The 13942-nt window shown below is 48.0% G+C and carries 14 protein-coding genes; 10 read left to right on the forward strand and 4 right to left on the reverse strand.

The annotated features are described in order from the left end of the window. Nucleotides 1–250: 250 nt before the first annotated feature. From QP794_RS26095 to QP794_RS26125, 7 genes are all read left to right on the forward strand, one after another. Nucleotides 251–703 (forward strand): disulfide oxidoreductase, encoded by a 453-nt coding sequence (locus tag QP794_RS26095; protein WP_285079677.1) that lies wholly within the window; start codon nucleotides 251–253, stop codon nucleotides 701–703. 17 nt (nucleotides 704–720) lie between these two features. Beyond that, on the forward strand, nucleotides 721–1164 hold the full coding sequence (locus QP794_RS26100) for a FixH family protein (RefSeq protein ID WP_285079678.1): 444 nt from the start codon (nucleotides 721–723) through the stop codon (nucleotides 1162–1164). Nucleotides 1165–1253: 89 nt separating this feature from the next. Beyond that, complete coding sequence (locus QP794_RS26105) at nucleotides 1254–2234, forward strand: LacI family DNA-binding transcriptional regulator (RefSeq protein ID WP_285079679.1); 981 nt, start codon at nucleotides 1254–1256, stop codon at nucleotides 2232–2234. A 163-nt stretch (nucleotides 2235–2397) separates the two neighbouring features. Further along, complete coding sequence (locus QP794_RS26110) at nucleotides 2398–3720, forward strand: ABC transporter substrate-binding protein (RefSeq protein ID WP_285079680.1); 1323 nt, start codon at nucleotides 2398–2400, stop codon at nucleotides 3718–3720. Between the two features lie 186 nt (nucleotides 3721–3906). Beyond that, nucleotides 3907–4791, forward strand: a complete 885-nt coding sequence (locus QP794_RS26115) for a carbohydrate ABC transporter permease (RefSeq protein WP_024631456.1) — start codon at nucleotides 3907–3909, stop codon at nucleotides 4789–4791. Continuing rightward, on the forward strand, nucleotides 4791–5618 hold the full coding sequence (locus QP794_RS26120) for a carbohydrate ABC transporter permease (RefSeq protein ID WP_285079682.1): 828 nt from the start codon (nucleotides 4791–4793) through the stop codon (nucleotides 5616–5618). The genes QP794_RS26115 and QP794_RS26120 overlap by 1 nt, the downstream gene beginning before the upstream one ends. Nucleotides 5619–5663: 45 nt before the next feature. Next, nucleotides 5664–7211: a glycoside hydrolase family 32 protein gene (locus QP794_RS26125; RefSeq protein WP_285079683.1), complete on the forward strand. Its 1548-nt coding sequence runs from the start codon at nucleotides 5664–5666 to the stop codon at nucleotides 7209–7211. A gap of 322 nt (nucleotides 7212–7533) precedes the next feature. On the opposite strand, the gene QP794_RS26130 is transcribed toward QP794_RS26125, so the two are convergent. The 4 genes from QP794_RS26130 to QP794_RS26145 form a co-directional block, all read right to left on the reverse strand. Continuing rightward, nucleotides 7534–8211: a succinylglutamate desuccinylase/aspartoacylase family protein gene (locus QP794_RS26130; RefSeq protein WP_285079684.1), complete on the reverse strand. Its 678-nt coding sequence runs from the start codon at nucleotides 8209–8211 to the stop codon at nucleotides 7534–7536. Between the two features lie 95 nt (nucleotides 8212–8306). Further along, a complete protein-coding gene (locus QP794_RS26135; RefSeq protein ID WP_285079778.1) occupies nucleotides 8307–9275 on the reverse strand; it encodes an ABC transporter ATP-binding protein in 969 nt (322 codons plus the stop codon). A 22-nt stretch (nucleotides 9276–9297) separates the two neighbouring features. Further along, nucleotides 9298–10098 carry an ABC transporter permease gene (locus QP794_RS26140; protein WP_285079685.1) on the reverse strand — a complete coding sequence of 267 codons (801 nt, stop codon included), beginning with the start codon at nucleotides 10096–10098 and terminating at the stop codon, nucleotides 9298–9300. After that, nucleotides 10095–10871, reverse strand: a complete 777-nt coding sequence (locus QP794_RS26145; protein ID WP_285079686.1) for an ABC transporter permease — start codon at nucleotides 10869–10871, stop codon at nucleotides 10095–10097. The genes QP794_RS26140 and QP794_RS26145 overlap by 4 nt, the downstream gene beginning before the upstream one ends. Before the next feature lie 305 nt (nucleotides 10872–11176). On the opposite strand from QP794_RS26145, the gene QP794_RS26150 reads away from it, so the two are divergent. The 3 genes from QP794_RS26150 to QP794_RS26160 all read left to right on the forward strand — a co-directional run bounded on the left by QP794_RS26150 (nucleotide 11177) and on the right by QP794_RS26160 (nucleotide 13804). After that, nucleotides 11177–12019 carry a DegV family protein gene (locus QP794_RS26150; RefSeq protein WP_285079687.1) on the forward strand — a complete coding sequence of 281 codons (843 nt, stop codon included), beginning with the start codon at nucleotides 11177–11179 and terminating at the stop codon, nucleotides 12017–12019. 187 nt (nucleotides 12020–12206) lie between these two features. Further along, the gene (locus QP794_RS26155; RefSeq protein ID WP_483311958.1) at nucleotides 12207–12875 is read left to right on the forward strand and encodes a response regulator transcription factor; all 669 of its coding nucleotides are present in this window, start codon (nucleotides 12207–12209) and stop codon (nucleotides 12873–12875) included. A gap of 23 nt (nucleotides 12876–12898) precedes the next feature. Further along, on the forward strand, nucleotides 12899–13804 hold the full coding sequence (locus QP794_RS26160) for a sensor histidine kinase (RefSeq protein WP_285079779.1): 906 nt from the start codon (nucleotides 12899–12901) through the stop codon (nucleotides 13802–13804). Nucleotides 13805–13942: the final 138 nt, after the last annotated feature.

Here is a 13942-nt window from a genome sequence, read left to right on the forward strand (position 1 = left end):
GTTTCAGCGGCTCCACCTCATCTTACTCGGTGAATCTACAATCTATCTAATTGATAACATGGACGCAAAAAGGCCACATCAAAATATTCAAATATTTGGTATAATCAGGGGAGTCAGCAACTTCACCGCAACGTCTATATGGATCACGGTACGGTTATGGACTGTACATAATTGTAACACTAGCCCGTTGGAGTCATGTATGTTGTATTATTATTCGGTATGATCAAACAAGAAAAGGGGGTTCAAGCGGATGGACACAGCTTCAAAGCCTGAGGGACGGGCAAAAAACATTGATACCCGTCTGTTTATTGCCTGGGCTGTATCAGTCATTGCGACTGGAGGCAGCCTTTATTTTAGTGAGATTAAGGGATACATCCCCTGTGATCTGTGCTGGTTCCAACGGATCTTTATGTATCCGTTAACGATTTTACTGGGCATTGCCTACTTCAAGGATGATGTGGGCATCACCAAATATGTCCTTCCGCTTAGTTTCATTGGGGGCGGAATCTCGTTATATCATATAACGATTCAGCGTATTTACTCCGCTACGGGGAGTTCAGTGGCATGCGGACAAATTCCGTGTTATACCGATTACTTGAACTGGTTTGGTTTTATTACGATACCGTTACTTGCACTGATCGCATTTATCATCATTATTGTGATGCTGTGGGGAATTGGCAAAACACCAAAATCTTCTTCATAAGAAAGGACAGATAATTGATGAGCGGACAAGTCCGTTGGTTCATGCCCTTCATCATTCTGACCCTCCTGATTGCGGGATGCTCCTATGAGGAGCAGTCCCAGTCTGGTGAGATGCCGGAGATGATCAAAGTACAGCTGATGGTCCCTGACAAAGCTTCTCTCCATAAGCCTGTGACCTTGCAGGTGAAGCTTACTCAGGGTGAAGTGCCGGTAAGCAATGCGGATCAAGTTCAATTCCAGATATGGGATGAGCTTGAGGATGCCCCGGCAGTCTCGCCTGAACTAGGGATGATGACAGAGGATAAGCTGGAGGAACAAGGCGCCTTGAAGGCAAGCGAGGTAGAGAGTGGTCTGTATGAGGTGCAGTATACTTTTGAGCAGGCAGGTACGTATGTGGTTCAGGCCCATGTGACACATGGGGCCATGCATAGTATGCCCAGAGCGAAGATCCAGGCGAAGTAAATAGCAGACTGGCGTGCGGATTGGTTTGGGGCTGAAAATACGTATATAATTATTAAGATATGAAGAATGTTGTAGGAAAAGAGGCTGTTATGGCAACAATTCATGATGTTGCACTCAGAGCTGGGGTTTCGGTAACCACCGTCTCGCGTGTATTAAACAACCGGGGTTATATCAGTCAGAAGACACGGGATAAAGTGTACCAAACCATGAACGAACTGAATTATCGTCCCAATGAAATTGCCCGTTCTCTGCTGCGCAAGCAGTCCAACGTCATTGGCTTGATTATTCCTGATGTTTCACATCCGTTTTTTGGTGAACTGGCAAACTATATTGAGTATCATGCATACCGGAACGGGTTAAAAATGATGCTGTGCAACTCTCATATGGACCCTTCCAAAGAGCGCGAGTACGTGGAGATGCTCAAAGGGAATCGGGTGGACGGCATTATTATGGGAAGCCATACGCTCGAAGTGGATGAGTACATGAATCTGCATTCTCCCATCGTTACATTGGACCGGCAGATTAGTACTGACATCCCGTTCATCTCATCTGATAATTATCAGGGTGGGGTTATGGCAGCCGAATTGCTGCTCTCCAGGGGCAGACGACACGTGGCGCATATCTGCGGCAATCTAGGGCTGCAAATGCTGTCTAATCGCAGAACTATAGGTTTCACGGACACACTAAAGGCACATGGAATCCAGCCGGTCATGATCCATGAAACCGACCTGAATGTGTTCAGTCAGCATCAGTATACCGAATTGGTCGGAAAACTGCTTGCTCAGCATCCCGAAGTGGATGGACTGTTCGTAACCAGTGATCTGATGGCCATTCATGCCTTGAAGCAAATCGTGCTTCATGGTCGCAAAGTTCCCGAGGATATCGCAATTGTTGGTTATGACGACATCCAGGCGGCGGGTTACGGGATGCCAGGAATTACAACCATAAGGCAGCCAATGGAGGCCATGGCTGAGCTAGCCGTAGAGTTGATCCGAGGCCAGATCGCTGAGGAGGAAATTGGGATGGAGCATATATTGCCAGTCACACTGGTGGAGAGAGAGACGACCTAAACAAGGTCGTTTTTTGCATGCTTTTATGCGTCTATACATTCTAATAATTAATGGGAAGGTAACTTATTTATTTTATGTCAAACGATTGACATGTCAAACCTTTGACACTATAATCATTTTTGTAAGCGGTTCCTTTTAAATTATTGAACGGGGGCAATAACAGATGAAAAAAGAATGGAAATGGATGAAATTATCAGTCTTATCACTGGTTATGGTAGTTATTCTTTCGGCATGTGGCGGTACCAAATCAGGAGCGGGAACGGAGTCATCGTCCGCATCCGGTGATAGTGTCAAAATTACACTCCTGAATTCCAAAGCTGAAATAAACAGTCAGTTGGAGCAGGCAGCAAAGGATTTTCAATCTGAGAACCCTAATATAACACTGGAAATCGTACCTGTAGGAAGCGGGCAATCTCCTTTTGAGAAAGCCTCGGCGCTCTATGCATCTGGCAATCCGACAACAATGATGATGCTGGATACAGGGGATGTTGAGAAATTCAAGGACCGTGTTATGGACCTTACCTCTGAAAAGTGGATGAAGGATGCCGTCGAAAATAGCACCACGGCAACAACATTTGAGGAGAAAAACTATGCATTTCCACTCTCCATTGAAGGATATGGCTTCATCTACAACCAGAAGATACTGGATCAGGCCGTAGGCGGCACATTTGATCCCCAATCGGTGCAAACCACTGCACAGCTCGATGAATTGTTTCAGAAGATTGCAGCAACCGGAAAATCACCCTTAATTGTATCACCTATGGATTGGTCGCTTGGCGCTCACTATCTAGCACTTGCATATGGCGGACAGTCTCCGGATCGCGCCAAAGTGGATCAGTTCATAAGTGATCTGAAAGCAGGTACAGTGGATTTGGCTTCCAACGCTGTATTCAATGGCTTGATGGATACGTTCGATCTGATGAAGACCTATAACATCGACAAAGCCTCCCCGTTGTCCGGGACGTATGAGCGTGGACCTGAAGTACTGGGTAAAGGCGAGGTTGGCATCTGGTTTCAAGGCAACTGGGCATGGCCGCAAATTCACAGCTTTGATACCGCGGATGGACAATATGGCTTCCTGCCGGTTCCTATAAGCAACAATCCCGATGATTTTGGTAACACGCAAATTTCTGCAGCCGTATCCAAACGTATTCTGATCGACAAGGAAAAAAGCACACCAGCGCAGCAGGAAGCTGCGAAAAAATTTCTGGACTGGATAGTCTATGATGCTAAAGGTCAAGATTTTCTGGTGAATCAGGCCAGCATCATTCCTGCATTCAGCAATATTACCCTTGAACCGGCTGATCCGCTGGGCAAGTCGATTAGTGAATACATTAAGGCAGGCAAAATTGAGGAATCGATGAGTGCGCTTCCAGCCGACCATTGGTCCAAACTGGGTGCTTCCATGCAGAAATATTTGGCTGATGTGATTGACCGTAATGGACTCGCCAAAGAAATTCAAGATTATTGGACCAACGTGAAATAAACTGGAGCAGCGTAAGGGCAGAGATAAAAGCAACTCTTTATCTGTTGTCCACCGGGTTTTGGATGCTTCACATAGAGAATGGTAGGGATATCGGGGACACTGGTCGGGCGGGAGATCAACTTTTCGCGCCCGCTTCGTCTTCGGGCAACCGACTGTATACACCCTGGGATAGAGTGGAGGATAACGATGCTTACCGAAAAAGGATTATGGACCCGATTGCGCACCCGACTAATTTTTACGGGTCCAACACTATTTGCGTTTGCAACGGTCATGATTATTCCGTTTCTGTACGGGATTTATCTGACGTTTACGGACTGGGATGGTATCGCTGTTGAGCAAAGTCTTGTGGGCTGGGACAATTATATCGGCGTGTTCAAGGATACCGTGTTCTGGAAGTCATTCGGGATGACTCTGGAATACGTATTTATTACCGTGGTGTTGACCAATGGCGTGGCATTTCTGCTTGCTTACGCGGTAACACGTGGTATGAAGGCACAGGGCTTGTTCCGGGCTGGCTTTTTTCTACCCAATCTGGTCGGCGGAATTGTGCTTGGATTCATATGGCAGTTTATCTTCAATCAAGTACTGGTTTTTGCCGGTCAGAAAATGAACATTCCGCTGTTCGGAACATCATGGCTATCGGACCCCGATAAAGCGTTCTGGGCACTAGTTGTCGTTACCGTATGGCAGTACGCAGGATATATGATGGTGATCTATATTGCAGGGCTGATGAATGTGCCCAAGGATGTCATGGAAGCGGCCAGTATTGATGGAGCAAGCAATCGCAGAATGCTGGCACGGATCGTTTTGCCACTTATGGTACCGTCCTTTATCGTATGCATTTTCCTGTCTCTCCAACGGGGCTTTATGGTCTATGATCTCAATGTCTCCCTTACTAGCGGAGGACCCTTCAAAAGCACAGAAATGGTATCCATGCATGTGTATGAACAGGCCTTTCTGGCACGTGATTACGGGCTTGGTCAAGCAGAGGCGTTTGTACTGTTTATTCTAGTCGCTACGATTACATTACTCCAAGTCTATTTCAGCAAGAAATTGGAGGTGGAGGCATAATGGCTGGACAATCGCGCTTGTTGGGCTGGGCCAAGCTGTTTTTATTAATTGTAGCGATGATGTTGTTCATTTTTCCGTTTCTGCTGCTCATTACGAATTCATTTAAGGCAAATCAGGCCATAACTTCAGATCCACTGGGCCTGCCAGTGTCCGTTCAATGGGATAATTACGTTAGCGCCTTCGATAAAATGGGGTATATGTCTGCCTTCGGAAATTCATTATTAATTACGGTGGCAGGTGTGTTGCTGATTGCAATGCTCGCTGCGATGACAGCTCATTATTTTGTACGGCACAAAAGCAAGCTGAACCAATATCTTTTTTTTCTGATGGTGGCAGCAATGATTATTCCTTTTCAGGCAATCATGATTCCACTCGTGAAAATATATGGTTCAATGGGGATGCTGGACAACAAATGGTCACTTATCTATATGTATATCGGCTTTGGCAGTCCACTCGCCGTCTTTATTTATCATGGCTTCATCAAGAGCATCCCGCTGGAACTTGAAGAAGCGGCTCTAATAGACGGCTGTGGCCGAGTACAGACCTTCTTTCGCATCGTATTGCCGGTGCTCCTGCCAACAAGCGTTACGATTACCGTGCTGAACGTCCTGTGGATCTGGAATGATTTCTTGTTGCCCTCTCTGGTACTGACTTCATCCGAACAGCGGACACTACCGTTATCCACCTTTTATTTTTATGGTACCTATACGGTTGATTACGGTCCATTAATGGCTGGTTTGGTGCTCACCTTGCTGCCGGTGCTAGTCGTGTATCTGTTTGCACAGAAGTATATTATTCAAGGCGTGATGCAGGGTTCCATCAAATAATCGGTTTCAGATTGATTGCAGTAGAGAGACAGGAGTGATAGACATATGAATCAGGAATCATACTTGAAACGGGAAACAGAAACAAAACAAGACTCGAACAATGAACTACTGGATATATCGCATCCTGCACAGGGAACTTATACACTAGCCCGCTCCAATGCGTATATCAGGGAACAACGTCAAAAGGTTAATCCGGCTTACCGCCTGGCATACCATTTGATGCCTGAAGTGGGCTGGATGAATGATCCTAATGGTTTTGTATACTACAACGGGATGTACCACATGTTCTATCAGTACTATCCCTATGCTCCGGTATGGGGACCGATGCATTGGGGCCATGCGGTGAGCAAGGATCTGGTTAGCTGGTCTTATCTCCCGGTGGCGTTAGCTCCGGATCAGAGTTATGACAGTGGAGGGTGCTTCTCAGGCAGTGCTCTCGTTCAGGGCGACAAGCTGCTGCTTATGTACACGGGACATGTCGTGACTGGACCAGACAAAGACAATGATTACAGGCAGACGCAGAATATCGCTGTATCGGACAATGGCGTTGATTTTGTCAAAAGTGCGCTGAACCCGGTCATTGGGCTGGATCAGATTCCGCAGCATACAAGTCCGAAGGACTTCCGTGATCCCAAGGTGTTTGAACGAAATGGGATCTACTATTGCGTGCTGGGTTCAAACGACGCGGCAGGTCGAGGCGTAATTCTGTTGTATCAATCCACTAATCTGGAAAAATGGAGCTATGTCAACGTCATGGCGCAAAGCGACGGTACACTTGGAGACAACTGGGAATGCCCCGATTTATTTTCTCTTGGAGGCCGAGATATTTTGATCATGTCACCGCAGCGGATGCCCGCTCAGATGGATAATTATCGAAATTTACATTCCACGGTTTATATGATGGGTACACTGAATGAGAAGCAGGGTGTACTGGAATATGACCAATATAATCCGCTGGATTACGGATTTGATTTTTATGCACCGCAGACAACGGACGATGAGCAGGGCCGACGCATCATGGTGGCGTGGATGGAAACATGGGAAACGGATATCCCAACGCAGCATGACCATCATTGGGCAGGAGCGATGACGCTGCCACGGCAGATCGTTCTAAGAGATGAGCGATTGTTCTTTCTGCCGATCGCGGAGCTGGAGCAATATCGCACAAACGAGATCAAGCAACAGAATATCCATTTGGACGGGATACATGATTTGGATATGCCGGGTGACCGCTATGAACTGTATGTTGTTTTTGAAGCGGGAACGGCAGAGAACTTTGGATTGAAATTACGTGTGGGCGAGGGGGAAGAGACCGTTATCTCCTATCAGTTGGAAGAGCGTAAGCTCCGTCTTAATCGGGATCGTTCCGGAAATGGCCTCGGAGGTGAACGTGCTGCAGAAGTGGAGCTGAATGAAGGCAGGCTGGAGCTGCGAATTTTTGTGGATGTCTCATCGGTTGAAGTATTTATTCAAGGCGGGGAGAAGGTCATGACAGCGCGTATTTATCCGGGACCGGACTCAACGGGAATATCAGCATTTTCCTCCGGTAACTGCACGTTGACTGAAGTTCTCAAATGGGATCTGAAGGTATAGATGGATAGGAACTGTTCCCGCGCGGATTGTAGCGTCAGGAGCAGTTCTTTTTGCTTAAACGAGAACATTCCAATACGTGGAGTCTGACTTGAAATTGTACCTTGAGCTTGAAGTATACTTCAAGGTTTATCCTTGGTGTATTACATCAAGTTGGAGGTTGGAAAATGAGATCCGGATCAATAAGGAAGATGGGAATTCGTAAGGTAACTCCATAATGTAACCCTGTAAACAATAAACACCTTCGAAGAATTATCTCTGACGCGTCCGGCGTGAGAGATATCCTTGAAGGTGTCTTTTTTGTTCCAACCATCCCGAAAATGATTCAAAACAAACCTGCTTCACGCAGAAAATGGTGCACAATTGCCGTCTGATACTTAATCCGGTCCGAACGGTTCAGACTCCAGCAGGTTTCTACCGTAACCGAGCGCGCTTGAAGCAGGCGAGCTGCGGCTGTTCGTGCTGAACCGGGCAACTCGTGTTGCTTCAGATTGAAGTGCCTGTCACGAATGGGAATCGACCGATTCATTCGCCCTATTATTCGTTTGCATACCGGAACAGCCCGGCTGCCAGGATTGGTAATCAAGGTTTGTCCCAGTACCTGTGAACTGCGTTGGGATAATCCGTTTGCTTCATGCAGGTCCAGCCACCAGGCAGGCCCATATTGACGGGCAAGCCCAAAGACAGCGGAAGCAAGCGGATGTTTGGCTTTGCCAGAGAGATGCCGCGGGAACGTGCGGTTTAAATCAGGTTTTCCTCGGCTGTTGTTCCGATAGGCCTTCTGATTCACCCGTGGCACAATAATGAGGATTCCGCGAACCACGTGTCGTCGTCCTGTCATGCAGTCATTAGCCAGCTTCTGCGCAGCGGCCATGCTTGCGGTTTCGTTCCCGTGAACTCCTGATGTGATCATGATGACGGGTCCGGGCTTCGTGCCTCGAACGATGTAATAGGGAGTGGCGTGTGCACTGGATGCAGCAAGTGTGTGTTTGGTAACAAGCATGACACTTCACCTCCAATATTACAGTACGTCATGTCCTTCCCGCATGTAACGGCATTTGAACAGGCCCTCATCCAGATCCGAATAAAATAGGCCAGTCAGTACACCCGATGAATAATATCCTCAAAATCCGGTTCTTTCATCTCGACATCTTCAATCTGGCCCCATTGCTCGAGCTGTTTCAGAATGTCCATCGTGCTCCACTCTTTACGATTAACTTCGACGGTGACGACTTGGCCTTCTGCCCCAGTAATCTGAATGGCGGACGATATGGTATCCGGCATATGAAACGAACCCCGATACGTCACCCGGATAAGCGTTGGCAGACCGATGGTGTCACGCAGGGAGGGAATTGAGCCGTCATACGTAAGTTGGCCGTGATTGATTACCATCACCCGACTGCATAGCTGCTCAATATCGTCCATGTCATGGGTGGTCAGCAAAATCGTTTTGCCAAACTCTTCATTTAATGTACGAAGAAATTGACGAATGTTCCGCTTCGCATTCACATCTAGTCCAATCGTCGGCTCATCGAGAAAAAGTAGTTCCGGATCATGCAGCATGGAAGCTGCGAGATCGGCACGCATTCGCTGACCAAGCGAGAGCTTGCGGACAGGCGTGGCCCAGAATGATTCAAGGTCCAGCAGCTCGGCGAACTGGCCCAATCGTCTTTTTTTGTCCTCGGCACGGACTCCGTACATCTCGGCCAAAATATCATACGAATCCTTCACGGGCAGATCCCACCAGAGCTGGCTGCGCTGTCCAAACACCACACCTAGACGTCCAACCGTGCGGCGTCTTTCCTGATGTGGATTCATGCCACCGAGCAACACCTCACCCGAGGTCGGATGGAGGATACCCGTCAGCATTTTGATCGTGGTGGATTTCCCAGCCCCATTCGGGCCGATATAACCAACAAACTCTCCTTTGCCAATATCAAAGCTAATGTCTCGCACCGCTTCCTTGGACAGATATTCGCGTGAAAACAAGGTGCGAAGCCCGGAGAACCGGCCTTCGCGTACCACAGGAGTTTTGAATTCCTTTTGCAGATGGCGCGCTGAAATCATGGTCATGACGATATTTTCCCCCTTAGCTACCCGTACTTTGATATTTGGTTAAACCGAATTTCCAGAAACGCAGACTTGCGGCCAGGCTCAGGATGGCCACTACGACAATCGCAACAAGAACCCATGCTCCTAATTCCCCGCGAAGCAGATAGAGTGACGGAACGTAGTTGACAAAACCCACCGGGATTACGGTCAGCAGTATGCCGGACATCCATTTGGGATATAACGTCAGCGGATATTGGGCAGCCGTACGGGCCGCATCCTCGGTGATGGTTTGCAGCTCCTCAATGCGTGTGGTCCAGAATCCAAGCGTTGCCGTGGCCAGCCCAATCGAAAAAAGAATAATGGACCCGGTCAGGATGACGAGCAGAGAGAAGGGGATGACAGTCCAGCCGATCTGTCCGCTATGCATCATGCCCGCCAGCGACCAGCAAAGAATAAACCCGCCTTGTAACACCTCACCGGCCATAATTCGAAAGTTTTGGGGCAGTAACGCCAGCAATACGGGCATGGGTCGGGTTAACAGTTGATCGAGTTCGCCGCCGACCAAATATTTTTCCAGATGATGCACTTCGTTGCCAAATGTTCGATATAACGTCTTGGATAGGGTCATGATCGCGAAGAGGTAACCAATTTCATGAAGGGACCAACCTTTGATGGCTCCGAATTTGTGCAGCACCAGGGCAACCATTAGAAACTCGGAGATTTGAATCAATGCGGCCAGAACGGAGGCCATGATGAAATTGAATTTGTATTGCATCCGACTACGGATGCTAGTTCGAATGAGCATTTTATATAAAGTGAACCAGGAAGTGGTTTTCATCCGCCCTGCACCTCCACTTTACGGCGAAGTACCTGGGTTATCGCCAGACAGACGAACGTCATGAGGACGCACCAAATCAAGGTTCCCCATAGCAAGGAGCCGTTTTCGTAACCCAGATAGATTCGGGTTGGGACATAGAGTAGGAAAGGATAGGGTGATAACCAGGCGATTCGTTCCAGCCAGTCTGGCAGCCATTCCAGCGGGATGAAGAAACCTGCGAGCAGATTCATCATGGCGTGATTGCCCCAATGCAGCCAGGAGGACTCCGTAGTCCACATCGCGGTGGCGCCAATAATGTAATTCATACAGATGGATAAATAGGATGCGCCGGCAAGACCAATTGCGGTAAATAGCAGGGTTGAAGTTTCTGAGGGCCATTGCAGAGAAAATACGATGGAGAAGAGCAGGTAAATCGGAATGCTTTTGTACACGAACTGGTAAGCAATCTGCCCCCATTCACGTGCCATCAGGTGGGTGAACAGATGAACAGGCCTCATGAGATCAAGCGCGATCTGCCCTGTCCTGACCGTGAGTGGAATACCCAGTCCATTGGTGAGAAAACCTGAGATCCAGAGAGAGGATTGCGTAAACGCAATGTAACTGATCATCCCCTGTGTCCCGTATTCTCCGAGAGAGTGGTCGGCCCCGATGCCGATCCAGAGGCAGGCGTACATGTAACCGAACATGGCGCTTGCCAGGTTATGTACCATGTGAGCCCCGCGGTATTGCAGGTTCCGGGAGTAGGCTTTGGAAGCCAGAGTGAAATAAAGCATGTGACACCTCCGATAAGTTGGTTGAACGGCGGTTCCGTTCACTTCAGTCAAGGCGAAAAAGAGAGAAGGACAACAGCATACCAATTTATTCCTTCACAGGCAAGACATTTTTTTGGCATATACCGGAAGAAATGAGGCTGTTCAACAATGCGCCACAAGACAGCGGTTTGTCCGTTCCTTTATAATTGAGGGGCAAGAACGCAAACGTTTACAATATAAACTATTCAAATTATAAATAATCCGCCGGGCATGTGCCTGACGATTGAGGATACAGCTTCAACAATCCGGCAAGAGAGAAGGTTGGAATGAGGAAAATTGCATGGGTCACCGACAGTACGAGCACACTCGATCCGCTATTTGCTGAGCAGAATCATGTTTACATCGTACCTCTGCGCATTGTATTTGGAGAGGAATGTTACCGGGAGACGGAGGATATTTCATCGGAACAATTCTATGAGAAACTTGGGGAGGCATCACGGGCAAGCAGTTCACAGCCACCGATTGGTGAATTTATTGAACTGTATGAGTCGTTGAAAGACCAGTACGATGAGATTATTACCATTCATTGCTCCACTGCACTTAGCGGAACGCTGCACACTTCGATGCAGGCTGCCGAGATTGCAGGTGTGACGATTACCGCCATTGACTCCAGAGCAGGTGCGTATCCGTTGCGGGAGATGATCTTGCAAGGATTGGAAAGGCAGAAGCAAGGCTGTACGGCATCCGAGATCAAAATTCATATCGAACAGATGATTGATAACATGTCCTTTTACCTCATCCCGGCGAGTCTCCAGAATCTTCACCGCAGTGGTCGTGTGTCGGGGACCCAGCTTATCCTTAGCCAATTGTTGAAGATTCATCTGCTCTTACGATTCGAAGAGGGCAAAGTGGTTGTGAATGAGAAAATTCGTACGTTCAAACGGGCCAAACAGCGCATGCTGGATGTGCTCAAGGTGGATATGGGGAAAGTGAAGCATGTATGCATCATGCATGCGAACAATCAGGAAGAAGCTGTTACAATCAAACAGCAGATTGCAGATTTGCTTCCCCGCTTAAAGACGGAAATTATGCCTTTTATTCCTGTGGTAGGCATTCATGCAGGTGCGGGAACGATCGGACTGTGCTGGATACGCAGCGAGACGGTATAGGATTTGTTTATTAGACCTGGCAGGTGGTCCACTTTGAAACATAAAGTGGCGATCCGGCCGGGTTTTTCGTATTTCATTGCCAATTCATGCAAACTGTGAGGTAATAAAGGAAAACGTTCATGTTGGAGGGAAGCTCGTGTCAAGTTATCGCTTGCTGCTTGTTGAAGATGATCGCTCAATTAGTGAGATGGTCGGTCCTTATTTGGAAAAAGAGGGCTATGACGTCTCTTATGCATATGACGGATTAGAGGCAGAACGCCAATTCAGCCAATCCCAGCCAGGTTATGATCTGGTCATCCTGGATCTGATGCTGCCGCATAAAAGCGGTATGGAGGTGCTTCAGGCCATCCGTGCCGTCAGTCTGGTGCCTGTTCTCATCCTGTCTGCGAAGGACGGGGAGGTGGACAAAGCCCTTGGACTTGGGTTCGGCGCTGATGATTACTTGAGCAAACCGTTCTCGTTAATTGAGCTGACCGCCCGGATCAAGGCGGCTATTCGGCGTGCCAATTATAATGCACAGTCTGAGATTACAGCCCCTCCTAAGTCCCAGCGCATTGAGATTGGCGGCATTACGGTCGATATGGAGACGTATGAGGTGGAGCGGGATGGGACACCCGTCAGGCTTACCTCCAAGGAATTTGGCATTCTCAAGATGTTTGTGACCCATCCCGGCAAAGTATTTACCAAGGCCCAGATCTACGCTTCCGTCTGGAACGATCACTACTATGGTGACGAAAATATCATTAACGTTCATATGCGCCGTCTGCGCGAGAAACTGGAAGCTGATCCTTCGGATCCCCGATACATCAAGACGCTGTGGGGGATTGGTTATAAGCTGGAGGTGGACCCGGGGTGACGCTGCTCTTTGCTGTTCCTACCATGATCTTGGCTATTATCGTTATCCTATTGAGCATAAGGATGCATAAACGCAGTAAAGATCTGTCCTACATCCATGAGAAATTAACGGCGATTGTGAAGCAAGGGAGCTTTGAGCGCCTGCTCGTGTTTAATAGCGATGCTCAAATCAGCCAGCTTCTCAAGGATGTCAACGAGCTGCTGGATTATGCCCATCGGGCCAAAGCGGGTTATGCCAATCAGGAGAAGGAGATGCGAAATATGCTCTCCAACATCTCACATGACCTGAAGACACCGCTAACGGTCGTGCTCGGTTATAGTGAAACACTTCTGCACAGCACTCCCCTAACAGATCAGGAACGCGTGATTATGACTGGCAAAATTCAGGATAAGGCGCAGGAGGTGCTGCGTCTGATTCATTCATTTTTTGACTTGGCGAAGCTGGAGTCTGGAGACACCGAGCTTGCACTGACAAAGGTTAATGTAAGCGAATTGTGCCGTGTGAAGATGCTTTCTTTTTATGAGATGTTAACGAATCTGGGTCTGCAAGTAGAACTGGAGATTCCCGAAGCAGATATCTTTGTGAGAGCCAACGAAGAAGCACTGGACCGTGTACTGGATAATCTGATTACCAATGCCATGAAATATGGAGCGGATGGCAAGATGCTTGGTCTTTCACTCGATTATTCGACAGGGGAGCAGGTAAAGCTTAGCGTCTGGGACCGGGGTAGGGGCATTCCAGAACAGGAGCACAGCCGTGTATTCGAACGCATGTATACGCTGGAGGATTCCCGTAATCGTCTCTATCAGGGTAGCGGACTGGGGCTGACCATTACGAAGCGGCTGGTGGAGCGAATGGGTGGGAGCATTGATTTGCGCAGTGTTCCTTATGAACGAACGACGTTTTCGGTCGTTTTAAAACCCTATTAGGTGCATTCAATAAGGACATTCAATAAAGACTTCGTTAAGCTTAAGATTTTTGTAAGATTTGAGTAATAAAAAAGAAGACTTTTCTCTTTACAATACAGATATAAGAACCCGTCAGGGACGAACGTAAAGGAGAATAAG

The organism is Paenibacillus sp. UMB7766-LJ446 (genome assembly GCF_030226665.1).
Lineage (GTDB): Bacteria > Bacillota > Bacilli > Paenibacillales > Paenibacillaceae > Paenibacillus > Paenibacillus vandeheii.